Source organism: Pseudomonas sp. PSKL.D1 (assembly GCF_028898945.1).
Taxonomy (GTDB): domain Bacteria; phylum Pseudomonadota; class Gammaproteobacteria; order Pseudomonadales; family Pseudomonadaceae; genus Aquipseudomonas.
Genome location: NZ_CP118607.1, coordinates 223986 through 249948, shown reverse-complemented (window position 1 = coordinate 249948; position 25963 = coordinate 223986). Strand labels below are relative to the sequence as shown.

Annotated in this window: 26 protein-coding genes and 1 other RNA gene; 10 read left to right on the top strand and 17 right to left on the bottom strand. The window is 61.4% G+C overall.

Annotated elements, in window-relative coordinates; genetic code table 11:
• Positions 1 to 57: 57 nt before the first annotated feature.
• On the top strand, positions 58 to 1425 hold the full coding sequence (locus PVV54_RS00980) for a CYTH domain-containing protein (RefSeq protein ID WP_274908174.1): 1368 nt from the start codon (positions 58 to 60) through the stop codon (positions 1423 to 1425).
• Positions 1426 to 1597: 172 nt separating this feature from the next.
• Here PVV54_RS00980 and PVV54_RS00975 read toward each other — a convergent pair whose 3' ends face one another.
• Positions 1598 to 2065, bottom strand: coding sequence for an Lrp/AsnC family transcriptional regulator (locus tag PVV54_RS00975; RefSeq protein WP_274908173.1), 468 nt, complete (start codon positions 2063 to 2065; stop codon positions 1598 to 1600).
• A gap of 125 nt (positions 2066 to 2190) precedes the next feature.
• On the opposite strand from PVV54_RS00975, the gene PVV54_RS00970 reads away from it, so the two are divergent.
• The 3 genes from PVV54_RS00970 to PVV54_RS00960 all read left to right on the top strand — a co-directional run bounded on the left by PVV54_RS00970 (position 2191) and on the right by PVV54_RS00960 (position 4680).
• Positions 2191 to 2508, top strand: a complete 318-nt coding sequence (locus tag PVV54_RS00970) for a hypothetical protein (protein ID WP_274908172.1) — start codon at positions 2191 to 2193, stop codon at positions 2506 to 2508.
• 91 nt (positions 2509 to 2599) lie between these two features.
• Positions 2600 to 4276, top strand: a complete 1677-nt coding sequence (locus PVV54_RS00965) for a GspE/PulE family protein (RefSeq protein WP_274908171.1) — start codon at positions 2600 to 2602, stop codon at positions 4274 to 4276.
• 89 nt (positions 4277 to 4365) lie between these two features.
• Positions 4366 to 4680: a DUF2388 domain-containing protein gene (locus PVV54_RS00960; RefSeq protein WP_274908170.1), complete on the top strand. Its 315-nt coding sequence runs from the start codon at positions 4366 to 4368 to the stop codon at positions 4678 to 4680.
• Positions 4681 to 4728: 48 nt separating this feature from the next.
• Here the strand turns inward: PVV54_RS00960 and gcvP are convergent, their stop codons facing one another.
• The 10 genes from gcvP to PVV54_RS00910 form a co-directional block, all read right to left on the bottom strand.
• Complete coding sequence (gene gcvP / locus PVV54_RS00955; protein ID WP_274908169.1) at positions 4729 to 7602, bottom strand: aminomethyl-transferring glycine dehydrogenase; 2874 nt, start codon at positions 7600 to 7602, stop codon at positions 4729 to 4731.
• Positions 7603 to 7777: 175 nt separating this feature from the next.
• Complete coding sequence (gene gcvH, locus PVV54_RS00950; RefSeq protein ID WP_274908168.1) at positions 7778 to 8161, bottom strand: glycine cleavage system protein GcvH; 384 nt, start codon at positions 8159 to 8161, stop codon at positions 7778 to 7780.
• Positions 8162 to 8209: 48 nt separating this feature from the next.
• Complete coding sequence (gene gcvT / locus PVV54_RS00945; RefSeq protein WP_274908167.1) at positions 8210 to 9292, bottom strand: glycine cleavage system aminomethyltransferase GcvT; 1083 nt, start codon at positions 9290 to 9292, stop codon at positions 8210 to 8212.
• Between the two features lie 123 nt (positions 9293 to 9415).
• Positions 9416 to 11038 carry an ABC transporter permease gene (locus PVV54_RS00940; protein WP_274908166.1) on the bottom strand — a complete coding sequence of 541 codons (1623 nt, stop codon included), beginning with the start codon at positions 11036 to 11038 and terminating at the stop codon, positions 9416 to 9418.
• Between the two features lie 130 nt (positions 11039 to 11168).
• Positions 11169 to 12170, bottom strand: coding sequence for an extracellular solute-binding protein (locus tag PVV54_RS00935; protein ID WP_274908165.1), 1002 nt, complete (start codon positions 12168 to 12170; stop codon positions 11169 to 11171).
• 107 nt (positions 12171 to 12277) lie between these two features.
• Positions 12278 to 13495 carry a 2-octaprenyl-3-methyl-6-methoxy-1,4-benzoquinol hydroxylase gene (locus PVV54_RS00930; RefSeq protein ID WP_274908164.1) on the bottom strand — a complete coding sequence of 406 codons (1218 nt, stop codon included), beginning with the start codon at positions 13493 to 13495 and terminating at the stop codon, positions 12278 to 12280.
• A 9-nt stretch (positions 13496 to 13504) separates the two neighbouring features.
• Positions 13505 to 13987 carry a DUF4442 domain-containing protein gene (locus tag PVV54_RS00925; protein WP_274908163.1) on the bottom strand — a complete coding sequence of 161 codons (483 nt, stop codon included), beginning with the start codon at positions 13985 to 13987 and terminating at the stop codon, positions 13505 to 13507.
• Positions 13984 to 15183, bottom strand: coding sequence for a 2-octaprenyl-6-methoxyphenyl hydroxylase (gene ubiH, locus PVV54_RS00920; RefSeq protein ID WP_274908162.1), 1200 nt, complete (start codon positions 15181 to 15183; stop codon positions 13984 to 13986). The genes PVV54_RS00925 and ubiH overlap by 4 nt, the downstream gene beginning before the upstream one ends.
• Entirely contained in the window at positions 15180 to 16514 is a 1335-nt protein-coding gene (pepP, locus tag PVV54_RS00915) for a Xaa-Pro aminopeptidase (RefSeq protein WP_274908161.1), read from the bottom strand. The genes ubiH and pepP overlap by 4 nt, the downstream gene beginning before the upstream one ends.
• A 22-nt stretch (positions 16515 to 16536) precedes the next feature.
• Entirely contained in the window at positions 16537 to 17091 is a 555-nt protein-coding gene (locus PVV54_RS00910; protein ID WP_274908160.1) for a YecA/YgfB family protein, read from the bottom strand.
• Positions 17092 to 17273: 182 nt separating this feature from the next.
• On the opposite strand from PVV54_RS00910, the gene PVV54_RS00905 reads away from it, so the two are divergent.
• The 4 genes from PVV54_RS00905 to PVV54_RS00890 all read left to right on the top strand — a co-directional run bounded on the left by PVV54_RS00905 (position 17274) and on the right by PVV54_RS00890 (position 18635).
• Positions 17274 to 17456: a TIGR02449 family protein gene (locus tag PVV54_RS00905; RefSeq protein ID WP_274910365.1), complete on the top strand. Its 183-nt coding sequence runs from the start codon at positions 17274 to 17276 to the stop codon at positions 17454 to 17456.
• Complete coding sequence (locus tag PVV54_RS00900) at positions 17453 to 17773, top strand: cell division protein ZapA (RefSeq protein ID WP_274908159.1); 321 nt, start codon at positions 17453 to 17455, stop codon at positions 17771 to 17773. The genes PVV54_RS00905 and PVV54_RS00900 overlap by 4 nt, the downstream gene beginning before the upstream one ends.
• 17 nt (positions 17774 to 17790) lie before the next feature.
• Positions 17791 to 17970, top strand: a non-coding RNA gene (gene ssrS / locus PVV54_RS00895) — 6S RNA.
• 56 nt (positions 17971 to 18026) lie between these two features.
• Positions 18027 to 18635, top strand: coding sequence for a 5-formyltetrahydrofolate cyclo-ligase (locus tag PVV54_RS00890; RefSeq protein ID WP_274908158.1), 609 nt, complete (start codon positions 18027 to 18029; stop codon positions 18633 to 18635).
• A gap of 17 nt (positions 18636 to 18652) precedes the next feature.
• Here PVV54_RS00890 and PVV54_RS00885 read toward each other — a convergent pair whose 3' ends face one another.
• On the bottom strand, positions 18653 to 18802 hold the full coding sequence (locus PVV54_RS00885; RefSeq protein WP_274908157.1) for a hypothetical protein: 150 nt from the start codon (positions 18800 to 18802) through the stop codon (positions 18653 to 18655).
• A gap of 179 nt (positions 18803 to 18981) precedes the next feature.
• Between PVV54_RS00885 and PVV54_RS00880 the strand changes: the two genes are divergently transcribed.
• A complete protein-coding gene (locus PVV54_RS00880; RefSeq protein ID WP_274910364.1) occupies positions 18982 to 19434 on the top strand; it encodes an EVE domain-containing protein in 453 nt (150 codons plus the stop codon).
• A 93-nt stretch (positions 19435 to 19527) separates the two neighbouring features.
• Here the strand turns inward: PVV54_RS00880 and PVV54_RS00875 are convergent, their stop codons facing one another.
• On the bottom strand, positions 19528 to 19932 hold the full coding sequence (locus PVV54_RS00875) for a flagellar basal body-associated protein FliL (protein WP_274908156.1): 405 nt from the start codon (positions 19930 to 19932) through the stop codon (positions 19528 to 19530).
• Between the two features lie 157 nt (positions 19933 to 20089).
• Between PVV54_RS00875 and PVV54_RS00870 the strand changes: the two genes are divergently transcribed.
• The gene (locus PVV54_RS00870) at positions 20090 to 21067 is read left to right on the top strand and encodes an NADPH:quinone oxidoreductase family protein (protein WP_274908155.1); all 978 of its coding nucleotides are present in this window, start codon (positions 20090 to 20092) and stop codon (positions 21065 to 21067) included.
• A gap of 47 nt (positions 21068 to 21114) precedes the next feature.
• Here PVV54_RS00870 and PVV54_RS00865 read toward each other — a convergent pair whose 3' ends face one another.
• The 4 genes from PVV54_RS00865 to rho all read right to left on the bottom strand — a co-directional run bounded on the left by PVV54_RS00865 (position 21115) and on the right by rho (position 25905).
• Positions 21115 to 21765 (bottom strand): gamma-glutamylcyclotransferase, encoded by a 651-nt coding sequence (locus PVV54_RS00865; protein WP_274908154.1) that lies wholly within the window; start codon positions 21763 to 21765, stop codon positions 21115 to 21117.
• Positions 21766 to 22012: 247 nt separating this feature from the next.
• Complete coding sequence (locus PVV54_RS00860) at positions 22013 to 22981, bottom strand: CDP-6-deoxy-delta-3,4-glucoseen reductase (protein ID WP_274908153.1); 969 nt, start codon at positions 22979 to 22981, stop codon at positions 22013 to 22015.
• On the bottom strand, positions 22981 to 24447 hold the full coding sequence (gene ubiD / locus PVV54_RS00855) for a 4-hydroxy-3-polyprenylbenzoate decarboxylase (RefSeq protein WP_060513169.1): 1467 nt from the start codon (positions 24445 to 24447) through the stop codon (positions 22981 to 22983). Before ubiD ends, PVV54_RS00860 begins: the two co-directional genes overlap by 1 nt.
• A gap of 198 nt (positions 24448 to 24645) precedes the next feature.
• The gene (rho, locus tag PVV54_RS00850; protein WP_274908152.1) at positions 24646 to 25905 is read right to left on the bottom strand and encodes a transcription termination factor Rho; all 1260 of its coding nucleotides are present in this window, start codon (positions 25903 to 25905) and stop codon (positions 24646 to 24648) included.
• Positions 25906 to 25963: the final 58 nt, after the last annotated feature.

Below are 25963 nucleotides of genomic sequence, written 5' to 3'. Positions count from 1 at the left end.
GTTGCCGGCCCAGTCCTGTAGACTGCACGGTTATTACGCCCCTCCTTCGAGCCTGCGATGCACAAAGAAACCGAACTCAAGCTCCGCGCCAGCCGCGAGACCCTTGCCGCCCTGCGCGAGCACCCTCTGCTGAAAAAGCGCAACAAGTCCGGCTGGCAGACCCGCGAACTGCTCAACCAGTACTTCGACACCCCGGAGCGCGAGCTGTCCGCAGCCCGCGTAGCCCTGCGCCTGCGCCGCGATGGCGAAGAAGTCATCCAGACCTTGAAGTGCCGTGGCCAAAGCGTCGCCGGGCTGTCCGAGCGCAACGAATACGAGTGGCACCTGGACAAGGTCAAGCTCGACCTGAAAAAGCTCGACGCCACCTGCTGGCCGGAGCAACTGGCCAATCTGGACAAAAAAACCATCAAGCCGTTGTTCACCACCGACTTCACCCGCGAATACGCGGAGATCAGCTGGGGCCGCGGCAAGAGCAAGGTCGTGATCGAGGCGGCACTGGACCAAGGTTTCGTGATTGCCGGCAAGCGCAAGGAAGAAATCAGCGAACTTGAACTGGAACTGCGCGAAGGCGCCCCCGAGGCCCTGCTGGAGCTGGCCGCAGAGCTGGCTGCCAGCTTGCCATTGATGCCCTGCGACATCAGCAAGGCCGAGCGCGGTTATCGCCTGCTGGAGCCGGACAGCTACGAGCTGGGCTTGCCAACCACCGAGCTGGACGCCGAAATCGCGCTGGACGACGCCTACACCGCCCTCGCCTGGCAGTTGCTGGCCAGCAGCCAGCGCCTGGCCGAGCAATACCGCCACAACGGCCACTGGCGCCTGCTGCAGGATTGGGTGCAGTGCCTGGCCGAATTGCGCGCCCTGACTGCCAGCCTGGGCCAGGCCGCTCCGCGTGCCACCACCCGCGAACTGCGCGCCAGCCTCGACGCCCTGCTGGAGGACTGGCGCCCGCTGGTACAGGCCGGCAATGACGACGAAGATATCCGCCGCGCCGCGCCTGAGCAGTTTATAGAAGAGCTGGAAGACGTACGCTGGGGCCAGTTCTCGCTGGAAACCTCGCGTTGGCTCTTGGCCCGAGCCTGGACTGTGGAGCGCAAGGGCCGCGGCGAACGCCAAGGCAAGGCGCAATTGGCCAGCTGGCTGGCACATCAATTGGGCGAAGAAGGCCGTGCGCTGAAACTGCCGCTATACACCCAGCGCCCGGAAGACCTGGCTGAACAGTTGCCGCGTATCGAGCAGTTGCTGGCCTGGCTGCACCATGCCCGCCAGGTGCTGGAGGCGCCGCAGATGGACCGCCTGTACGGCGACCTGAAAAAGCTGCATGAGTTGGCGGAGCAGCCGCTGAGCGATGAGCTGCTGGAGGCGCGTATCGAACAGGCTCGCGTCGTCGATCAGAGCCGCGGCTGGAAACACCTGCTCAAAGCCTGAAACTGGAACTGTAGGCGATTGCCCAGCCCATTCGGGCTGCGCTGTCGCACAGGGAACTACGGTCGCAAGCGCGACGCGTACCCTGTAGGAGCGGCTTTAGCCGCGAAGCAAGCGCCGCGGTGCATGGCACCGGCTTCGCCGGTGTTCGCGGATAAATCCGCTCCTACAGGTTTTAGCGTAGGGGCAGGCTGGTGGTGGACTTGATCTCTGACAACGCCACGATCGAGTTCACCTCCTGAATACCCGGCACGTTCGACAGCTTTTCGAAGAAAAACCGTTCATATGCTTCGATATCCGACGTGACGATACGCAGTAGAAAGTCCACAGCCCCCATCAGCACATAACACTCCAGCACCTCCGGAAAGCCACGGATAGCCTCAGTGAACTCGGTGAAGTTCGAGCGGCCGTGGGCATTGAGCTTTACCTCGGCAAAAATCTGCGTGTTCAGGCCCACCTTCTTGCGGTCCAGCAAGGTCACCTGGCCACGAATGACCCCTTCTTCTTTCAACCGTTGAATTCGGCGCCAGCAAGGTGACTGCGACAGGCCAACGCGCTCGGCTATCTGCGCGCTGGACAGCGACGCGTCTTCTTGCAACAACTGAAGAATCTGTCGGTCATAAGCGTCCAGATCACTTTGCATAATTAATTCTCCATGGCCAAACCTGTCGAATAGATCAATCTAATCTCCAGGGTAATTGAGCCAATCATAGCGAAACAATACCGCTTTCAACGTGTAAAAATTCTCCCACTCTAGCGGAGACCACCATGAACGCACTCGAACGCCCCCTGCCCCGCTCCGACGCCTGGGCCGCCAATGCCAGCCACAGCACGGTGTGCTACCAACTACAGGCTGAGGCCGAACCTGACACCCTGTGCCGTGTGCTCAATTTGTTTGCGCTGCAATTTTTGACCCCCCACAGCGTGCAGGTATGCCAGCAGGATGACTGGCTCGACATCGAGGTGGCCATTGGTGGGCTGAGTTGGCATCGAGCAGAGGTCATTGCGCAAAAAATGCGCAACCTGGTGTGTGTCGCGCAAGTGAGCCTGGAAAACCGGGCAAGAGCGGAATTGGCAGTGGTGTGAGCCGCAAGATCCGGAAACGGTTTTGAGCCAATGGCCAGAATCTGCCGGGCTAGCCTTCAGCGGGCACTCATTACCTGGCACGGATGCCATCATGCACACTAACGACGATCAATCACTCGACCTGGGTCGGGTACTCGATGCGCTTCAAACCGACCGCCGCATAGATCCCCCCGCCATAAGGCAGATACGTGAGCTGGCGAGCCGACACCCCTCCCGCCATCCACTTGAAACCATCGCGGCGCTGAACCTGGATGACCGCCTGCATCCCGGCCAGCCACTGCATCTGGAAAGTCTCTGCCAATGGCTGGCCGACAAGGTCGGCCAGCCTTACCTGCGTATCGACCCCATGCAGCTCAACCTGGCACAGGTCAATGGGTTGATATCCCCGGCGTTCGCCCAACGCCACGGCATACTCATCGTCAGCAATGACCCCAACGGCATCACCGTAGCAAGCGCACAACCCTACCAAAACGGCTGGCAAGCCGACCTGGCGCGCAGCCTGGGCAAACCGGTGCGCCGGGTGATGGCCAGCCCACAGCAGATTCGCCAGTTGGGGCAGTCACTGTTCCACCTCGCTCATTCAGTGCAAGGCGCCCAGCACCAGCAACCGGCCAGCCTGGGCGAGCTTGAGCAGTTGCTGGAGGTTGGCAAGCGCCAAGCCGACGTATCTGCCGACGACGCGCATATCGTGCACATCGTAGATTGGCTGTTGCAGTACGCCGTGGAGCAGCGCGCCAGCGATATCCACCTGGAGCCACGTCGCGATCAAGGCCAGTTGCGATACCGCATCGATGGTCTGCTGCACACCGTCTACGCCTTCCCTGCAAGCGTCACGCTGGCCGTGGTCAGCCGCTTCAAACACCTGGGCCGCATGGATGTGGCAGAAAAACGCCGGCCACAGGATGGCCGCGTGAAAAGCCGACTGCCTGGCAGCAAGGGCGAAGTCGAACTACGCCTCTCGACCCTGCCCACGCCATTTGGCGAAAAGCTGGTACTGCGCCTGTTTGACCCACAACAGCTCAAGGAAGACTTTGACCACCTGGGCCTGGATGGCGAGCAACTGGCCCAATGGCAAGCACTGCTGCAACGCCGCCAAGGGATCTTGCTGGTCACCGGCCCCACAGGCTCCGGCAAAACCAGCACGCTGTACGCAAGCCTCAAGCTGCTGGCCACGCCGGAGGTCAACCTGTGCACCATCGAAGACCCAATTGAACGCCTGGAGCCAGCGTTTAACCAGTTGCAGGTTCAGCCGGCGCTGGACCTTGGCTTCGCCAACGGCGTACGTGCTCTGCTGCGGCAAGACCCGGACATCATCATGATCGGCGAAATCCGCGACCAGGAAACCGCGCTGGTTGCGGTACAGGCGGCCCTTACCGGGCACTTGGTGTTGTCTACCCTGCACACCAATGACAGCTGCAGCGCCATCACCCGCCTGCAGGAACTGGGTGTCGCCGATTACCTGATTCGGGCAACGCTGGGTGGCGTCATGGCACAACGCCTGGTGCGCTTGCTGTGTGTTGAATGCAGAGGGGGGGCAACAGCAGGCTGCCAGGTTTGCCGCGGTACAGGCTTTCATGGCCGCACAGGCTTGTTCGAACTCCTTGTTCCAAGCGAAGCCCTGCGTGCGCGGATAAGTAGCGGCGCAGACCTCGCCAGCCTCCAACAGCAAGCAGTGGATGAAGGTATGCTGGACCTGCGCCAGTGTGGAGAGGCCAAAGTGGCGCGCGGGCTAACCAGGCCCGAAGAGGTATTGAGGGTGTGTGGCTAAGGAAAAAACCCTTGCATTCAAGGAACTTGGCTACGTGAAGCACGATCCAAGCGGGCATCCTCAACCCTCATCCTTCGAGGTGTTTCATCATGCGTCTCAAAACCGCCATCGCAGCTGCTGCATTGCTCTCGCTGCCTGTTGGCTCCGCCCTGGCCGATACCTTCTGGCGCAACGTGCTGACTTCGGGCGCTACCACGGGGTCGACTTACCTCACCTCCAGGGATCACAAAATGGTGATTGCGGCGCAGGATGACGCCAGCAGCTTCGTGGCCAGTGAAGGCGCAATCCGTGGGCCATTCCTGGAGGCAGCCATGCGCCAGGCACGTGCCGAAAACCCAGGGATGAACGCCTCGGACATGGAACTGGCCAATGCCATTCTGGCGAAGAATGCGGTGGCTGAATAACCGCAGCCAGTGGGGAGGGGCGCCGCGCCGCCCCTCCCGCATTCAGCATTACCGGTAAGCCTCCACCGGCACACAGGCACAAAACAGGTTTCTGTCCCCATACACGTTGTCGACCCGGTTCACTGCCGGCCAGTACTTGTGCTGGCGTACGTGAGCGCTGGGCGCTACTGCCTGCTCCAGGCTGTAAGGCCGGTTCCACGGTGCCAGCACATCCGCGAAGGTATGTGGCGCGTGCTTGAGGGGGTTGTTTTCTGCCGGCCAGTTCCCCTCTTGCACCTCGTTGATTTCTGCACGGATCGCCAACATGGCCTCGATGAAGCGGTCCAACTCGGCTTTCGACTCGCTTTCGGTCGGCTCGACCATCAAGGTACCCGGCACCGGAAACGACATGGTCGGTGCGTGGAAGCCATAATCCATCAGCCGTTTGGCAACGTCCTCCTCCGTAATGCCCGTTTGGGCTTTGAGAGGTCGCAAATCCAGAATGCACTCGTGCGCCACCCGCTGATTACGGCCGCGGTACAACACGGGAAAGGCCCCACCCAGCTGCCCAGCCAGGTAATTCGCAGACAGAATGGCGACTTCACTGGCATCAGCCAATTGCGGCCCCATCATGGCGATGTACATCCAACTGATCGGCAGGATGCTCGCGCTGCCCCACGGTGCCGCACTGACCGCACTGTTGTTCGGGTCCAGGCCCGGCACCGGAACCACGGGATGGCTGGCGACGAACGGCTTAAGGTGAGCGCGGATACCGATTGGCCCCATGCCCGGGCCGCCACCGCCATGGGGGATGCAAAACGTCTTGTGCAGGTTCATGTGGGAAACGTCGGCACCAATATCCGCCGGCCGCGTCAGGCCGACCTGAGCGTTGAGGTTGGCACCGTCCATGTACACCTGGCCACCGTGCTGGTGGACCACTTCACAGATTTCGCGAATACCCTCCTCGTACACCCCGTGGGTCGAAGGGTAAGTGACCATCAGGCACGACAGTTTGTCCCCCGCCGCCCTGGCCTTGGCCTTGAGGTCCTCAAGGTCGACATTGCCGTCGTCATCACAATCGACGATGACCACTTCCATGCCTGCCATCTGTGCCGAGGCCGGGTTGGTGCCATGGGCCGAAGACGGAATCAGGCACAACGTGCGCTGGGGCTGATGACGGCTGTGGTGGTAGCGTGTGATTGCCATGAGCCCGGCGTACTCGCCTTGGGCGCCTGAGTTGGGCTGCATGCAAATGGCGTCGAACCCGGTGATTGCACACAACCAGCTTTCAAGCTCTTCGATCATCGCCTTGTAGCCCGTGGCCTGTGCCGCAGGCGCAAAGGGGTGAAGCAAGGCAAAGCCCGGCCAGGTAATGGGGATCATTTCACTGGTGGCATTGAGCTTCATGGTGCAGGAGCCCAGCGGGATCATCGACTGGTTCAGGGCCAGGTCTTTGTTTTCCAGCTGCTTTAGATAGCGCAGCATTTCGGTTTCGCTGTGGTGCAGGTTGAACACAGGGTGATCAAGAAATGGCGTACGCCGTACCAATGCAGCAGGAATGCCTTCGGGGAGGGCCTGCCGATCCAATGTAGCGATGTCGAGGCCGTGGTCGACGCCGAGGAAGATGTCGAACAGCCGCAGCACGGTTGCTTCGCTGCAGGTCTCGTCAAGGCTAACCCCCAAGTGCCCACGCCCAAGAATTCGCAGGTTGATGCGCGCGGCTTCAGCGCTTTCGATGATCGCCGCCTGGGCGCCCCCAACGTCCAGCGTCAATGTGTCGAAATAATGCTGATTGACGCGCTTGATGCCCTTGGCTTCAAGCCCAGCCGCCAGCACGAAGGTCAGGCGGTGCACGCGCTGGGCAATGCGCCGCAGGCCCTCGGGGCCGTGATAGACCGCATAGAAGCCGGCAATATTGGCCAGCAGCACCTGCGCGGTGCAGATGTTGGAGTTGGCCTTTTCACGGCGGATATGCTGCTCGCGAGTCTGCAGGGCCATGCGCAGGGCAGTGTTGCCCCGGGCATCCTTTGACACACCGATGATGCGCCCGGGCATCGCCCGCTTGAAGTCGTCGCGGCAGGCGAAGTAGGCCGCATGCGGACCTCCGTAGCCCATGGGCACACCGAAGCGCTGGGTCGAGCCCAGTACCACATCGGCGCCCAGCTCGCCGGGCGGCGTCAACACCACCAGGCTGAGCAGGTCGGCAGCAACGCAGGCCAGCGCTTGCTGGCCGTGCAGCTGGTCGATCAACGGGCGCAAGTCACGCACCTCGCCATGGGTGTCCGGGTACTGCAGCAACGCCCCAAATACATTGTGCTGGGCAAGGTTATCCACAGCGTCGACGATCAGCTCAAAGCCAAAGCCCTCGGCACGGGTCTTCAACACCGACAGGGTCTGCGGGTGGCAATGTTCATCGGCAAAAAAGGCATTGCTCTTGTTACGGGCGACGCGCTTGGCCAGGGCCATGGCTTCAGCAGCAGCGCTGGCCTCATCAAGCAGCGAGGCGTTGGCCAGCGCCAGCCCGGTCAGGTCGATGACCATTTGCTGGTAATTCAGCAAGGCCTCCAGCCGGCCTTGGGCAATTTCCGGTTGATAGGGCGTATAGGCGGTGTACCAGCCGGGGTTTTCCAGAACGTTGCGCAGAATCACGGTTGGGGTAACGGTGGCGTGATAGCCCATGCCGATCAGGCTGGTCCACACCTGATTCAGTTCGGCGTAGCCTGCCAGTTTGGCCAGTGCTGCTTGCTCATCCAGGGCCTGGGGCAGCTCAAGCGGGCGGTTGAGTCGGATACCGGGCGGGACGGTCTGCTCGATCAGTTCACTACGGGTTTTAAGGCCGAGCGTGCCGAGCATGGCCTGCTGCTCGGTGGCATCAGGGCCCAGATGGCGACGCAGGAACGGGTTGGAATCGTGCAGTTGATGCAGGGACGGCGACTGGGACATGGCGAATTCTCTTCCTGTACCGGGTCTCGTGGAGACTTACAAGTCTAGGAAGGGATCGCTGAGGGTGTGGGAAAAGTTGTTGCCTGTACGGGCCTCATCGCGGATAAATCCGCTCCTACAAGGGCCTCGCAGACCTTGTAGGAGCGGCTTCAGCCGCGATGAAGCCAGCGCGGTCTTACTCGCCGATCGCAGCCTTGTAGGCCGCAGCGTCCAGCAGCTTGTCCAGCTCAGCCTTGTCGCTAGGCTTCAACTTGAAGATCCACGATTCGTAAGGCTCTTCGTTAAGCAGCTCTGGACTGTCGGCCAGCTCTTCGTTGACAGCGATCACTTCGCCAGAAACCGGCGCGTAAATGTCGGATGCGGCTTTGACCGACTCGACCACACCGGCGGCATCGCCAGCAGCGAAGGCCTTGCCCACTTCAGCCAACTCAACGAACACGACGTCACCCAAAGCTTGCTGGGCGTGGTCGCTGATGCCGACGGTTACGGTGCCATCGGCTTCCAGGCGTACCCACTCATGGCTTTCGGCAAAACGCAGATCGGCGGGGATATTGCTCATGTGTTGTATTCCTCGATTGGGTCAGCGGTTCGGCCCGCCGTCAAATGTTCAGATCAGAATCTTGCCGTGGCGCACGAAGGTCGGTTTGACCACCCGCACCGGGTACCACTTGCCGCGGATTTCAACCTCGGCCCGGTCACCGGTGGCCATGGGCACGCGTGCCAGGGCAATGGACTTGCTCAGCGTAGGTGAGAAACTACCACTGGTGATCTCCCCTTCGCCAATCCCGGCGACACGGACCACCTGATGGGCGCGCAGAACACCACGTTCTTCGAGCACCAGGCCGACCAGTTTTTCCTGCACACCTTGCTCGATTTCCGCGAGCAGGCCGGCGCGGCCGATGAAGTCGCGCTCGGCTGGCTCCCAGGCAATCGACCAGCCCAGATTGGACGTGAGCGGGGTGTGACTTGCGTCGATGTCCTGCCCATACAGGTTCATGCCGGCCTCAAGGCGCAAGGTGTCGCGCGCGCCAAGGCCGCTGGGGGCGATACCGGCACCGACCAGATCGTTGAAAAAGGCTACTGCCTGATCGCCCGGTAGAATGATTTCCAGGCCGTCTTCACCGGTATAGCCCGTGCGGGCAATGAACCAGTCGCCCTCGGCAAGGCCTTCGAACGGGCGTAGTTCGCGAATCAGGGCTGCGCGGGAGGCGCTGAGCAGGGCAGCCACCTTTTCACGGGCATGTGGCCCCTGGATGGCAAAAATGGCGAGGTCCGGGCGTGCTTCAAAGCCAACGCTGAAGCCGTCGCTCTGGCGTGTCAGCCAATCGAGCACCGTAGCTCGCGTGGCGGCGTTGGTTACCAGGCGATAACCATATTCGGTGCGGTAGGCAATCAGGTCATCGATGACCTTGCCTTCTTCGTTCAGCAACGGGCTGTACAGGGCCTTGCCTGGGCCATCAAGGCGGGCAACGTCATTGGCCAGCAATTTGCGTAACCAGGCGGTGGCATCATCCCCGTCGATGTCGATGACCGTCATGTGAGACACATCGAACACCCCACAGTCGCTACGCACCTGATGGTGCTCCTCGACCTGCGAGCCATAGTGCAGCGGCATGTCCCAGCCACCGAAATCGACCGTCTTGGCGCCAAGCGCCAGGTGCAAGTCGTACAAAAGCGTGCGCTGTCCCATGGGTTTCTCCTTCCGGGCGTGGCGAAGCGGCGGCGGTCGTTGACGTTTAATCGTCAGCTCTTCTTGTAGGACCCGCCGCGCGAATGCCGCGCATTGTAGCCGCAAGGTCGCTGGCTGGCACCTTTAGTGACTGTGACCGGGCCGCCGGGCCGAGCGGCGTATCAACCCGATGACCGGCAACAAGCCAACCAGTACCAGCGTCAACGCTGGCAGCGAGGCCCGTGCCCACTCGCCCTCACTCGTCATTTCGAACACCCGAACAGCAAGCGTGTCCCAGCCGAACGGTCGCATCAGCAGCGTCGCCGGCATCTCTTTCAACACATCGACGAACACCAGCAGTGCGGCGCTCAGAGCACCCGGTACAAGCAAGGGCAGATACACCTTGAAAAACAATCGCACGCCGCTGACCCCCAAGCTGCGTGACGCCTCCGGCAGCGACGGCCGGATACGTTCCAGGCTGCTCTCCAGCGGGCCATAGGCCACGGCAATGAACCGTACCAGATAGGCCAGCAGCAGTGCCGCGAGGCTCCCCAGCAACAGTGGCTTGCCAGCACCGCCCAGCCAGGTGGACAGCGGGATTACCAAGTGATTGTCGAGGTAGCTGAAGGCCAACATGATCGAAACCGCCAGCACCGACCCGGGCAAGGCATAGCCCAGGTTGGCAAGGCCGACGCCAGCGCGGATGCCGCCCGTCGGCGCGTGACGCCTGGCGAATGCCAGCAGCAACGCTACGCAAACCGTGATCAGTGCGGCCATAGCGCCGAGATACAGGGTGTGCAGCACAAGCCCCACGTAGCGCTCGTCCAGGTCGTGCCGCCCGCGCTGCCAGAACCATGTCAGCAGTTGCAGCAGCGGAATCACAAAGGCGCAGGCGAAAACCAGCAGGCACCACCCGCTTGCCAACAACGCCTTCACCCCGCGCAAAGGGTAAAGCGCCTGCCCGCGCGGGCGTTCATTGCCGCTGCGGGTCGCGCCCCGCGCTCTGCGCTCGCCGTACAACACCAGCATTACCGCCAACAGCAGCAGGCTGGCGAGCTGGGCCGCGCTGGAAAGGCTGAAGAAGCCATACCAAGTCTTGTAGATGGCGGTGGTGAAGGTGTCGAAGTTGAACACCGCCACCGCGCCGAAATCGGCCAGCGTTTCCATCAAGGCCAGTGCAATACCGGCACCGATGGCCGGGCGCGCCATTGGCAAGGCGACCCGCCAGAAGGCCTGTAACGGCGAAAGCCCCAAAACGCGAGCAGCCTCCATCAAACCTTTGCCTTGAGCCAGGAAGGCTGTGCGCGCCAGCAGGTAGACATAGGGGTAGAACACCAGCACCAGCACAATGATCACGCCGCCGGTGGACCGCACCCGAGGCAGACGCATCGGCCCGAACACCTCGCGCAGGGCGCTTTGCACCGGGCCGGCAAAGTCCAACAGGCCAACGAAGACGAACGCCAGCACATAGGCGGGGATCGCGAAGGGCAGCATCAGCGCCCAGTCCAGCCAGCGCCTGCCGGGGAATTCGCAAAGGCTTGTGAGCCAGGCAAGGCTCACGCCCAGCACAGTGACGCCTACGCCAACACCCAACACCAAGGTCACCGTATTGCCCAGCAAACGGCCCATCTGGGTGTCGAGCAGGTGTGACCAGATTTGCAGGTCAATCGATTGCCAGGACAGCAGCAGCACGCTCAGGGGCAGAAGCACCAAGGCGGCGATCAGGGAAACCGGTAGGTACCAACGGCGTTGGGGGGTGTGGTGCAAGGTTGGAATCTCGATTGCGGTGGCGACCGCTGCGCGGTCGATCGCGGATAAATCCGCTCCTACAGGGCCCGTAGGAGCGGATTTATCCGCGAATGGCCCTCAAAGGCGCCGGGAGAATATAGCCTGACGCTTAATTCCAGCCAGCCCGATCCATCAACCGAATGGCCTCAGCCTGGCGCTTGCCAGCCACCTCCACCGGAATACTGTCCGCCTTGAAGCTGCCCCAGGCCGCCACTTCTTCCGACGGCTTAACCTTCGGGTTTGCCGGGAATTCCTGGTTGATATCGGCAAACAGCTTTTGCGCTTCTTCGCCAGTCATCCACTCGACCAGCTTCTTCGCCGCCTCTGGGTGTGGCGCATGCTTGGTCAGGCCGATACCCGACAGGTTGACGTGTACACCACGGTCGCCTTGGTTAGGCCAGAAAATCTTCACCGGCAAATTGGGGTTCTGCTTGTGCAGGCGACCGTAATAATAGGTGTTGACCACGCCAACATCGCACTGCCCTGCCTCGATAGCTTGGATCACTGCGTTGTCGTCAGAGAAAACATCAGTGGACAGGTTGTTCACCCAGCCTTTGACGATCTGCTCGGTCTGCGCCTCACCATGGTTCTCGATCATGGTGGCAGTCAGCGACTGGTTGTAGACCTTTTTCGCTGTACGCAGGCACAGGCGGCCTTCCCAGTGTTTGTCGGCCAGGGCTTCGTAGGTGGTCAGCTCTTCAGGCTTGACCCGGTCGGTGGAGTAGATGATGGTGCGCGCCCGCAGGCTCAGCCCGGTCCAGTCATGGGATGAGGCGCGGTACTGAGGCGGGATGTTCTGGTCGATGATGTCCGACTTGATCGGCTGCAGGATGCCCATCTGCTCGGCCTGCCAGAGGTTGCCGGCATCCACGGTCAACAAGAGGTCGGCAACACCGTTCACGCCCTCGGCCTTGATGCGTTGCATCAGCGGGGCTTCCTTGTCGGTAATGAATTTGATTTTGACGCCTGTCTTGGCAGTGTATGCATCAAACACCGGCTTGATCAGCTCGTCGATGCGCGAGGAGTACACCACCACTTCGTCCGCCGCCTGGGCGGTGCCGCCGAACAGGGTCAAGGCCAGGGCGGCCAGTAGGGGCTTGCGTGGCAACATGGAAGGCACTCCTCGGTTCATGGGAAAGGCGCAAATGGTAGTGAATCCCATTTTCCGGCTCACCCACCTAGCCGTTACCGAATGTTGCAAAGCAGCCCCTGGCGATATCAGGCCTTCGCCAAATCCGGAAGATCCCCGGTCAGCCCGAGCGCCTGGCGCACAAACAACGCCTTGGCCTCCGGCATCTGCTCCACCCACTTGAGCCCGCTGTTACGCAACCAACGCAACGGTAACGGATTGGCCTGGAACAACCGCTCAAACCCTTCCATTGCCGCCATCAGTGCCAAATTATGCGGCATGCGGCGGCGCTCGTAACGGCTCAGCACTTTCACGTCCGCAAGCCGCTCCCCCCGCTCGCATGCACTGACCAGCACCTCTGCCAATACCGCAGCGTCAAGGAAACCAAGGTTGACCCCCTGCCCCGCCAACGGGTGAATGGTGTGAGCCGCATCGCCGATCAGCGCCAGCCCTTCTTCCACATAGCGCTTGGCGTGGCGCTGTCGCAACGGCACGCAAACCCTGGGGTCGGCTTGCAGCACCTCGCCCAAACGGCCTTCGAACGCACGCTCCAGCGCCTTGAGGAAGGCGTCGTCATCCAGCGCCATGATTTTCTCCGCCTGCTCCGGCGTGGTCGACCACACGATCGAGCACCACTCCTGCTGGCCGTCACGCGACAACGGCAGGAACGCCAGTGGCCCTTCATCAGTGAAGCGCTGCCATGCCGTGGCCTGATGTGCCGCGCTGCATCGCACACTGGTAACGATGGCGTGGTGCATGTAATCCCATTCACGGGTCTCGCAACCCGCCAGGCGGCGCACAGCGGAGTTGGCACCGTCTGCGGCAATCACCAGTGGGGCCCGCAAGCGGCGGCCGTCAGCCAGGGTCAGCAGCCATTCGTCGCCAGAGCGGCGCAATTGTTCAAGGCGGGCACTGGGCAGCAAACCGATGTCGCTGTCGTGAAGGCGATCCAGCAAACCGTCCTGCACCACGCGATTCTCGACGATGTGGCCAAGCACCTGGGCGTGTACGCTGGCGGCAGAGAAGTGAATCTGCCCAGTGCCACTACCGTCCCATACGTGCATATCGGAATACGGTGAAACGCGTCGCCCGGCAATCCCTTCCCATGCGCCCAAGCGTTCGAGGATCCGCTGGCTGGCCGCCGACAAGGCGCTGACCCGTGGCTCAAACGATGCATCGGCGTCAAACGCCTTGACCGTCAGCGGGCCGCCATCGAGCAGGAGAATTTCCAGGCCACTGTGGCGCAACGCCAAGGCCAGAGCGCTGCCGACCATACCGGCACCGACAATCAAAAGATCTGCGCGCATTTCCATGCCTTACGCCTGCCTCGCTTGCGGCTTGAGCCGCACGTATAGGGTTTTATCCACCCGCGCCACCAGTTCGCCAGCGCCGTCGCGGATGTCGACCTGCAATCGGGGCAGGTACTTCTTGCCGGTGGCGGTTTGCTGGCGGATTTCGTCCAGCAGCGCATCATCGACGCGGAATTCGGCATATACCGGGCCTTTGCCCGGTGCGATGAAATCGATGCTGGCAGCTTTGTCCCAGACAATGTATTCGCGGCCCAACTGCTCGATCAGCAGCAGCATGTAAAACGGGTCGACCATCGAATACAGGCTGCCCCCGAATTGGGTACCGACGTAGTTACGGTTCCAGCGTGTCAATTTCATGCGCACCTTGACGCTGCGCATATCGGGGCTGATGTGCTGGATGCGAATTCCCGCGCCCAGGTAGGGCGGGTAGAGGTTCAGCAGCCAGCGCAACATGCGCGCCCGGCGCGCCAGCTTGCGCGGGTTAGTCATGCCTGGCCCCGCGGATCAGGGCGCGTGCCCAGGCCCATGGCCTGGCGCGCGAACCAGCTTCTGGCTGGCGGCAACAGGTCGAGCCCGAGCAGCCCGATGTTGCGCCCGGCCGTGACCAAGGGCTGATTGCTGCCAAACAGCCGCGTAACCTGATCGGAGAAGCCTATGGTCATGGCCTGGTCCAGCTGCTGCCGCTGGCGGTAACCCTGCAGCGTCGCCAAGTCGCCAGGGTGCTGCGGGCCGGCCAGCAGCGCATCGGCCAACGACTGCACATCACGCAGCGACAGGTTGAAGCCCTGCCCGGCGATCGGGTGCAGGCTATGCGCAGCGTTGCCCAGCACCACCAGGTGCGGGCGCACCTGCTCTTCGGCCTCGACAAGCGCCAGTGGGTACAGGTGCCGAGCGCCGACCTGGCGCAGAGCACCCAAGCGGTAACCGAAAGCATCCTGCAATTCACGCAGGAAGCTGCGCTCGTCGATGTCCGCCAGGCGTTTGGCATCCATCCCCTGACGCGTCCAGACCAGCGCACAGCGGTTGTCCGGCAGCGGCAAAAGGGCCATCGGCCCTTGTTCGGTAAAACGCTCGAACGCCTGCCCACCATGGGCTTCGCCCGGTGTGATATTGGCGATCAGGGCACTTTGATCATAAGGGGTGCGGCGTACATGGATGCCCAACTGCTCGCGCAAGCCCGAACGGCCACCGTCGGCGAGTACCGCCAAGTCGCATTCCACGGTGGTGTCATCGTCCAGTTGCAGATGGTAGCCGCCTTCTATGGCTTGCATCGCCTTCACTTCGGCCGGGCAACGCCAGCTCACCACCTCGTTGTCCAGCGCCTGCCACAGACATTGGCCGAGCCAGGCATTCTCGACGACGTAGCCAAGCGCTGGTACGCCCTCTTCCATCGCATCCAGCCGCGTCGCACCGAAGCGCCCGCGGTCTGAAACCTGGATCTGCCGGATTGGCTCCGCACGTGGGCTGATCGTTTGCCATATACCCAGATGCTGATAAATCTGCCGGGTACCGAACGACAGCGCCGAGGACCGTGCGTCATAGCTGGGCTGGAAACTGTCGCCCGGAGCAAACGGCTCGATCAGCAAGATTTTCCAACCACGCGCCTTCGCCCCTGCCTGCAGCGCCAGGGCCAGGCTCGCGCCCACCAGGCCACCGCCAACGATTGCAAGGCTCACCCGATTCATGCCGCGTCCTTACGCGCTGCCTGCATCAGCGCTTCAATTTCGGCGACAGTCTTGGGTACGCCCGACGTCAAAATTTCACAACCTTGCCTGGTCACGACCACATCGTCCTCGATCCTTACACCGATGCCGCGCCATTTCTTAGCGACACTCTGGTTGTCAGCGGCAATGTAGATGCCGGGCTCAACGGTCAGCGCCATGCCGGGCTCCAGCACACGCCATTCACCGCCGACCTTGTAATCGCCCACATCGTGCACATCCATGCCCAGCCAGTGCCCTGCACGGTGCATGTAGAACGCGCGATGGGCCTCGCTGTCGATCAGCGCCTGCACATCGCCCTTGAGCAGCCCAAGCTCCACCAGGCCCTCGGTAATGACACGCACGGTCGCCTCATGGGCGTGGTTCCAGTGCTTGCCCGGGGCGATTTCGGAAAAGGCGGCTTCCTGGGCTTTGAGCACCAGTTCGTAAATGGCCTTTTGCTCTGGCGTGAAACGGCCGCTGACCGGGAAGGTGCGGGTGATATCGCTGGCGTAGCAGTCGATTTCGCAACCTGCGTCGATCAGCACCAGATCACCGTCCTTCAGAGCAGCGTCATTCTCCTGGTAGTGCAGGATGCAGCTGTTACGGCCTGCTGCAACGATGGAACCATAAGCTGGCATCTTCGCCCCGCCCTTGCGGAACTCGTAATCCAGCTCTGCCTCAAGGCTGTACTCATGCAGCCCCGCGCGGCAAGCCTGCATGGCCCGTACATGGGCCCGCGCCGAAATTTCGGCGGCCGTGCGCATCACCTTCACCTCTGCAGCCGATTTATACAGACGCATGTCGTGAAGCAGGTGATCCAGGGCAACGAACTCGTTCGGCGGCTGGGCGCCAAGGCGCGCCTTGGAGCGGATCACGTTGATCCAGTCCATCAGCCGGCGGTCGAACTCCGCGTTGCTGCCCATGGCACTGTAAACGCGCTCGCGGCCTTCGATCAGCCCGGGGAGAATCTCGTCGATGTCAGTGATGGGGAAGGCATCGTCCGCGCCGTAGTCGCGCACCGCCCCCTCCTGCCCGGCCCGCAAGCCGTCCCATTGCTCGCGCTCCGGGTTGCGTTCGCGGCAAAACAGCACGTACTCGCCATGCTCACGCCCGGGGATCAGCGCAATCACCGCCTCGGGCTCGGGGAACCCGCTGAGGTACTGGAAATCGCTGTCCTGGCGGTATACGTGCTCGACGTCACGATTGCGAATGGCAACGGCGGCAGCGGGCAGAATCGCAATGCTGTTGGGGACCATCTGCGCCATCAGCGCCTTGCGCCGACGGGCATACTCGGCCTTGGGAATGTGGCTCATGGGCAGAACGTCCCCCGGTTGATCAGTGCAGCGATGGTTTTGGCGCAGGTGCGGCGGGTGCGGCCAGCTCGGTGTACAGCAGCAACGGGGCAACCCGCAGGTACTCCGAAACTTCCATATAGTCGCTTTCGCCGTCTTCGGACTCTTCCAGCGCTTCCTGTACCTGGGAAATAGCCACCAAGTCCTGGAGCACTTCCTTGGCATCGGTGGACAAATCCTTGCCGCCAGCGTTCAGGCCAAAGCCTGTGATGAAGCCCTGGCACCACTCGCCCAGTGCCGTAGCACGCTCAGTGAGTGGCGTTTCGTCACCTGGCAACAGCAGAACAATGGCGATGTCCTCACCGGTAAGCTCGGCCTTGACCATCTCTTGCAGGCCGATCAGCGCGGCACGCACGGTATCTTCTGGCTCGTTCTCCAGCACGCCGGCGGCGTCGGCCAGCCAGGCGTCGGCGTCAAAGCCGGCACCGGCGCAGCTACGGCCAATCAACAGGCCATGCAGCTCGGCAGGGGAAACAGGGTGGCCGTTGCTCGAAAGCAGTGCGGCGAATGCGGTATACGGCGATTGGGTATTAGGCATGGGCAGCTAGGCGCCAGACGGCGCATTTGACTAGAATGAAGACCTTGTATCCTAGCACCGGCAGGCGCGCCAAGACCATCGGCACTGGCCGTCGGCGTTCAGGGAGAGGCATCATCGTCGGGTGATTCAATGACGGAGCGAATCGAGTGCAACCCACGCAAGAGAACGACCTGCAGGCGCTGATGAGCCGGTTCGAGCAGCTGATCGAACGCGTCGAGCAACTAAAACGGCAAAATGCACTCCTAGTAGCTCAGGAAAAATCCTGGCGCGAGGAGCGCGCCCACCTCATCGAAAAGAACGAAATCGCCAAGCGCAAGGTCGAGTCGATGATTTTACGCCTGAAGGCCCTGGAGCAAGACTCATGAGTTCAAGCAATAGCGTCACCGTGCAGATCCTCGACAAGGAGTATTCGATCATCTGCCCGCCGGAAGAGCGCAACAACCTGGTCAGTGCGGCACGCTACCTGGATGGCAAGATGCGCGAAATCCGCAGCAGCGGCAAGGTGATCGGCGCCGACCGTATCGCGGTGATGGCTGCGTTGAACATCACCCACGAACTGCTGCACCGGCAGGAAGACCGCAACGATGCGCCAGCAGGTGGCGCCACCCGAGAGCAGGTGCGCGACCTGCTGGAGCGGGTCGATCAGGCATTAGGCGACGACACGGATACCAAAATCGGCTGAGATTGGTATACTGGCGCCACTCCCTGGGGGATGCGCCAGTCGGTTATGTCCCTGAGCCGATACGCACAACCACGGGGGTTGCACGCTGGGGCCGGTGTGCATGTCCGCCCGACGGAAAGCCTTAACGCCCCCTGCAATCTCCACCTTGAACTTTCGGGTTCAAGGGCTACACCGATAGCGGTCTTATCGGGGAGCCTGCTTCCTCATTGCCTGCCAGCCGGCAGGCAATCCGACACCCGGGAACGCCCGTGCCATGACAGACACCGCGCCGCTTACCCGCCCGCAGCTTCGTCGCCTGCTTCGCAATGCTCGCCGAGCGTTGACACCTGCACAGCAATGCCAGGCCTCACGTGGCCTGTATCGCCAGCTGGCGCAGCACCCGCTGTTTCGACGCGCCCGTCATATTGCACTCTACTTGCCCAATGACGGTGAAATCGACCCGCGTTTTTTACTGCGAGAAGCCCAACGCAGAGGCAAGCACACCTATTTGCCAGTACTGCACGCCTGGCCGCGCACGCGCATGGTCTTCCAGCGTTTCGAGCAGGGCGAGCGGCTCAAGCGCAACCGCTTCCGTATTCCAGAGCCGATTACCGAGCGCAAACGCCAACGCGCTATCTGGTCGCTGGACCTGATATTGCTACCGCTGGTGGGGTTTGATGAGATTGGCGGTCGCCTGGGCATGGGCGGTGGGTTCTACGATCGCAGCCTGGCGTATCAGGCACGTCGCAAGGCCTGGAAGAAGCCATTGCTGCTGGGCCTGGCCCACGAATGCCAAAAGGTGGAGCGATTGGCTCAAGCCAGCTGGGATGTACCGTTGCAGGGCACGGTCTCGGACCGTGGCTGGTACCTGGCGTCGAAATGAGCGACGCGCCTCGGGAGTCAGCGTTGCGGTTGGGTAGCTACTGCCTGTGCCTGATAGGCAGCATCCTGCTTACGCTCCAGAAAACCCTGGGCATAACCGGTGGTAACAACACCAAGACCAAAGATGAAGACCAGAACCCAGAGCAGGTCCGGTTTACGTTGATTCATCGAAGAATGCCCCCCTAGGCAAACTGTCCATGCTCCACGACCTTCTAGGTGCCGCCGGAGCGTCTAGCTTTAAAATCGGCGCATTTTCCGACAACCTGAGTCGACACGCAAACGTTGACGCCAACCGGCTGTCGGTTTCGTGCAACAGGTTATTTCAAACCTTTTCAGGAGCAGTACCAATGGCCTATTGGCTGATGAAATCCGAGCCCGACGAGCTATCCATTACAGGGCTGGAACGCTTGGGCGAGGCGCGCTGGGATGGTGTGCGCAACTACCAGGCACGCAATTTCATTCGGGCCATGAGCGAGGGTGACGAATTTTTCTTCTACCACTCCAGCTGCCCTCAGCCCGGGATTGCCGGGATTGCGAAGATCATCAAGGCCGCCTACCCGGACCCTACGGCGCTGGATCCTGAAAGCCATTACTTTGATGCCAAGGCGAATACCGAGAAGAACCCGTGGAGCGCGGTGGATGTGGCGCATGTGAAAACATTCCGCCAGGTGCTGGGGCTGGGCTTGCTGAAGCAGCAGAGTGCCTTGGTGGAGCTGCCGTTGGTTCAGAAGGGTACGCGGCTGTCGGTGATGCCGGTGACCGAGGAGCAGTGGGCGGCGATTGTTGCCTTGGCGCGATGAGGTAGAAGAGAGGGGCAGCGTGCTTCAGGCGCCGCTGCGCGCCGCATCGCGGATAAATCCGCTCCTACAAGGATTAATCCGCGATGCGTTGGATCACTGCACGATCAGGTTGTTGAACAGCAAGTCTTCGACAATCGGCTTGCCCTCTTCCGCTTCCATCACTTGCTGGACCTGCTTCAGGGCCTCCTGACGCAGCTTTTCCTTGGCCTCGACGTTGCTCATGTTATCCACACCCTGCTGGGTGAACAGTGCCACCAGCTGGTTACGGATCAACGGCTCATGGTGCTTAACGGCTTTGGCAGCTTCGTCGCCGGTCACACGCAATGCGACGTCGGCCTTGTAAACACGTAGCTTGGGGCTGCCGTCGAGGGCGTAGTTACCCACAAAGGGTGGGCTCAGGCTGATGTAGGCCACTTTCGGCACCCCTTCCTTGGCTTCTTCGGCCATGGCCGCCGCTGGCAGCATCAAGGCCAGTACCATCAAGATCCACGCTTTCACGAATGCACTCCTCAATACAGTTGGCGCCAGCTTACCCAGCACACCGCTCAAACCCAAGCCCGGGCTTATGCCGGTGCATCAGGGCGGGCCATGCTCGTTGACCCGGGAGGTGGCCCTCCTACACTTATCGGCCACCACAGGCAAAGGAATAGTCCCGATGAAAGCGGTGTTGTGCAAAACCTTGGGCCCGGCTCACAACCTGGTGCTGGAAGAAGTCGCCAGCCCGGTACCGAAGAAGAACGAAATCCTGCTTGACGTGCAGGCGGCCGGGGTCAACTTCCCCGACACGCTGATCATCGAGGGCAAATACCAGTTCCAGCCGCCGATGCCCTTTTCACCGGGTGGCGAGGCAGCCGGCACTGTCGCGTCCGTGGGCGAGAAAGCCGGGGCATTCAAGGTGGGCGACCGGGTGATGGCGTTGACTGGCTGGGGGGCCTTTGCCGAGCAGGTCGCGGTGCCGTTCTATAACGTGCTGCCTATTCCCGAGAGCATGGATTTCACCACAGCTGCCGCATTCGGCATGACTTACGGCACCTCAATGCATGCACTCAGTCAGCGTGGCCAATTGCGGCCGGGCGAGACACTGCTGGTACTGGGAGCATCGGGTGGTGTAGGCCTGGCAGCCGTGGAGATCGGCAAGGCAATGGGGGCAAAGGTAATTGCCGCAGCCAGTAGCGCCGAGAAGCTCGCGATTGCCAAAGCGGCTGGGGCTGACGAACTGATCGACTACAGCAAAGCCAGCCTCAAGGACGAAATAAAGCGGCTGACCGGGGGCCAAGGTGTGGATGTGATCTACGATCCGGTCGGTGGTGAGCTGTTCGATCACGCGGTACGCGGGCTGGCGTGGAATGGCCGGCTCCTGGTGGTGGGGTTTGCCAGCGGGACGATCCCGCAAATGGCTGCAAACCTGGTGCTACTGAAGGGGGCGGCGGTGCTTGGCGTGTTCTGGGGGGCGTTTGCGCAGCGCCAGCCTGAAGACAATGCGGCCAACTTCAGGCAACTGTTTGCCTGGCACGCCGAGGGCAAGTTGAAACCGCTGGTGTCCAGGACTTATCCACTGGGTGAGGCAGGGGCTGCGATTGAAGAGCTGGGGCAGCGTCGGGCTGTGGGTAAGTTGGTGGTGCTGGCCAGGTAGGGCAGGTTCGGCCTCACCGCGGGCAAGCCCGCGATGGGGCCAGGCCATCAAACCTCGCGCAGGTTATGGCAACGCCTAAACCTCGCCTCAAGGCCGCGATCCGGCATCTGATGGCTGCGCAACGCATTCAACGTTTGCTCCACATATTCGCGTGTGGTGCCGTACCGGCCCTTGGCACTGGCCAAAATCCGGCTCAGCAGTGCATCTGGCAGGTTACCGGCGTAGCACGGCAAATGCCGCTCCAGCACAAAGCCCAATGCCTGCACTTTGCTGCCGTCACTCAGCCGACAACTCAGCCAATGCGGCCGATAGGCCGGATAAGGCATCTCTCGCTGCCACAGCGCCATCAGCGAGTCATCGAGGTTGCTGTCCTCAAGCCGATAGGCAAAACCACTGCATGAGCCGCCACGATCAAGCCCGAACACCAGCCCTGGTGTCTCAGGCGTGCCACGATGCTCGTGCGACCACAAGTACAAACCGCGGTGGTAGCCATGCACCCGCGCACGTTGCCGTTCAACCGAGTTGCACTCCGGGCGCCAGATTAACGAACCATACGCAAACAACCACACTGGGCCGCCTTGATGCTGCGACATGGTCGACTGCATGGAGTTGTAGAGTTGCTCGCGCGTGAGTTGCTGACCAAAGTCGAGCACCGGCGGATAGGAAACTTCCCAGGACAAACTTTCAATTGCCGACATAAGCTGCCGCCATCATTCCCTGTGAACTACAGATAAAGCCTGAACCTCAGCGTGGCAGGCCTTGCGCCGCCGTTTCCGGGTTCCTTGCATTTACCATAGGACACAAACTGGCCAATGCTCAACCCCTGGAGCACATGTTTCTCGGCCAGTTCCGACGACTGGGGAGTATTATTCCAATTGACACGAAAGTTATGGGCAAAGGCGGTAACAATAGCCGCCTTATACCCACTTGCCGTAACTTGAGTTATTAGCCGCGAGGGGCGTAGGCAAACACGTCTGCGCGCATTCGATGCGCGTCCATACCGGCTTCCACCAGCGCGTCGAGCGTGGCGTACACCATGTTTGGCGAGCCGCTGGCATACACGTGAACCGTGTTCAGGTCTGCAACGTCCTCACACACCGCTTCGTGCAACATGCCGCATCGCCCTTCCCAGCCACACAGGTCGCTGACCACCTTGTGCAGGAACAGGTTCGGCAGGCGCTCCCACTCATCCCAGTGCTCGATGGTGTAGAAGTCTTCCGGGCGGCGTACGCCCCAATAGAGGTGTACTGGATGCTTGAAACCCTGAGCCCGGCAATGCTCGACCAGGCTGTGCATCTGCCCCATGCCGGTACCCGCTGCAATCAGCACCAAGGGGCCATCCGGCAATTCAGCCAGGTGAGTGTCACCAAATGGCAGCTCAATGCGCGCCAAGCCATCACGCTGCAATTGTGCGAGCAGCTCCTGAGCACTGGCCTCACGCCCCAGCACATGCAACTCGAGCTCCCGCCCTGCATGCGGCGCTGAGGCCAACGAAAAGGCAGCCTGCTTGCCACCCTCACGCTCGATCATGAGGTACTGGCCAGCATGGTAGCGCGGTGGCTTGCCCGCCGGCGCGCGCAGGCGCACTCGCCACACATCGCCACCAACTTCAACGCACTCACCCACGCTGCAGGCCAGTTTGCGTACCGGCAGCTCGCCCAAAGCGAGCACGCCATCCCAGAGCAGCACGCAGTCCTCCAGCGGCTCGGCAATGCAGGTGAACAATTCGCCGTGATCGCGGACTTCGCCATTCTGGCGCACCCGCCCTTCGACCAACAACGCGGCGCAGACATGGCAATTGCCATTGCGGCAGCTGTTCGGGCAGTCGTAGCCCAAACGCCGGGCGCCATCCAGGATCCGTTCCCCGGGTTCGAGCGCCAGCACCGCCCCGGACGGCTGCAACGTTACCTGCATCAATCTATTCCCAACTGATCCCACAGCTCATCGATACGGCGGGTGACGGCCTCGTCCTTGACGATGACCCGGCCCCATTCGCGTGTAGTCTCGCCCGGCCACTTGTGGGTGGCATCCAGGCCCATCTTCGACCCCAGCCCCGATACCGGCGACGCAAAGTCCAGGTAATCGATTGGCGTGTTGTCGATCATCACCGTATCACGCTTGGGGTCCATGCGCGTGGTGATGGCCCAGATCACATCGTTCCAGTCGCGGGCGTTGATGTCGTCGTCGGTTACGATAACGAACTTGGTGTACATGAACTGTCGCAGGAACGACCACACACCCAGCATCACGCGCTTGGCGTGGCCCGGGTACTGCTTTTTCATGGTCACCACTGCCATGCGGTACGAACAACCTTCAGGTGGCAGGTAGAAATCGACGATTTCCGGGAACTGCTTCTGCAGGATCGGCACGAACACTTCGTTGAGTGCCACACCCAGAATCGCCGGCTCATCTGGCGGCCGGCCGGTATAGGTGCTGTGGTAGATCGGCTTTTGCCGGTGGGTGATACGCTCGACGGTGAACACCGGGAAGCTGTCCACCTCATTGTAGTACCCGGTGTGGTCGCCATACGGGCCTTCGGGGGCCATTTCGCCGGGGTGGATCACGCCTTCAAGGATGATCTCCGCGGTTGCAGGCACCTGCAGGTTGCTACCACGGCACTTGACCAGTTCGGTGCGGTTGCCTCGCAGCAGGCCGGCAAAGGCGTACTCGGACAACGTATCCGGCACGGGTGTAACGGCGCCGAGGATGGTTGCCGGGTCTGCACCCAGCGCAACAGCCACGGGGAAAGGCTGGCCCGGGTTCTTTTCGCACCATTCGCGGTAATCGAGCGCGCCGCCACGGTGGCTCAACCAGCGCATGATCACTTTGTTACGGCCGATGACCTGTTGGCGGTAGATGCCCAGGTTCTGGCGGTCTTTGTTCGGGCCACGGGTAACGGTGAGGCCCCAGGTGATCAGCGGGGCAACGTCGCCCGGCCAGCAATGCTGAATCGGCAGTTGGCCGAGGTCGACATCGTCACCTTCAACTACCACTTCCTGGCACACCGCGTCCTTGACTACCTTCGGCGCCATCGACACGACCTTCTTGAAGATCGGCAGTTTGGACCAGGCGTCCTTCAGGCCCTTTGGCGGCTCCGGCTCCTTGAGGAATGCCAGCAGCTTGCCAATTTCGCGCAGTTCATCGACCGACTCGGCGCCCATGCCCATGGCAACCCGCTCCGGGGTGCCGAACAGGTTGCCCAGCACCGGAATATCGAAGCCGGTGGGCTTTTCGAACAGCAAGGCGGGGCCTTTGGCACGCAGCGTGCGGTCGCAGACCTCGGTCATTTCCAGGACGGGAGAGATCGGAACCTGGATGCGCTTGAGTTCGCCGCGCTGCTCCAGGCCACGGATGAAGTCGCGCAAATCGCGATACTGCATGCAAGAGCCTCGTGTTGGCCGTATCGGTCGGGGGTGCAGAGTGTAGCGCCGATCAGGGGTTCGTTGGGGCAAAAATGCATTGGGGCCGCTTCGCGTCCCATCGCGGATAAATCCGCTCCTACAGGTCAACCACCTGTAGGAGCGGATTTATCCGCGATGGGACGCGAAGCGGCCCCAATCAATCCCGAATCGAAACGCTTACTTACGCTTCATCGACAGGAAGAACTCATCGTTGGTCTTGGTCTGCTTGAGCTTGTCGACCAGGAACTCGATGGCAGCCACTTCATCCATCGGGTGCAGCAGCTTGCGCAGAATCCACATGCGCTGCAGCTCGTCGTCGGCAGTCAGCAGCTCTTCGCGGCGAGTACCGGAACGGTTGATGTTGATGGCCGGGAACACGCGCTTCTCGGCGATGCGGCGGTCCAGCGGCAGCTCCATGTTGCCGGTACCCTTGAACTCTTCGTAGATCACCTCGTCCATCTTCGAGCCGGTTTCGACCAGCGCGGTGGCGATGATGGTCAACGAACCGCCTTCCTCGATGTTACGGGCGGCACCGAAGAAGCGCTTCGGCTTTTCCAGGGCGTGGGCGTCAACACCACCGGTCAGTACCTTGCCGGAGCTCGGGATCACGGTGTTGTAGGCACGGGCCAGACGGGTGATGGAGTCGAGCAGAATGACCACGTCCTTCTTGTGCTCGACCAGGCGCTTGGCCTTCTCGATGACCATCTCGGCCACTTGCACGTGACGGGTTGGCGGCTCGTCGAAGGTGGAGGCGACCACTTCGCCGCGCACGGTGCGCTGCATTTCGGTCACTTCTTCCGGGCGCTCGTCGATCAGCAGGACGATCAGGTGGCACTCTGGGTTGTTACGGGTGATGTTGGCCGCGATGTTCTGCAGCATGATCGTCTTGCCCGCTTTCGGCGGAGCAACGATCAGGCCACGCTGGCCTTTACCGATAGGCGCGCACAGGTCGATGACACGGCCGGTGAGGTCTTCGGTGGAGCCGTTACCGGCTTCCATCTTCAGGCGCTTGTTGGGGAACAGCGGCGTCAGGTTTTCGAACAGGATCTTGTTCTTGGCGTTTTCCGGACGGTCGAAGTTGATGGTATCGACCTTCAACAGCGCGAAGTAACGCTCCCCTTCCTTAGGCGGGCGGATCTTGCCGACGATGGTGTCGCCGGTGCGCAGGTTGAAACGGCGGATCTGGCTTGGCGAGACGTAGATGTCATCGGGGCCGGCCAGGTAAGACGCATCAGCCGAACGCAGGAAACCGAAACCATCCTGGAGAATCTCCAGCACGCCGTCACCCGAGATCTCTTCGCCGCTTTTCGCGTGCTTCTTCAGCAGGGCGAAAATCACGTCCTGTTTGCGCGAACGGGCCATGTTTTCGATGCCCATCTGTTCGGCCATTTCCAAAAGATCGGTAATCGGCTTTTGCTTGAGTTCAGTCAGGTTCATAAGGGGAGTGACGTAATCATGTAAGAAGGGAGAATTAAGCTTTGGCTTAATGAGGCCG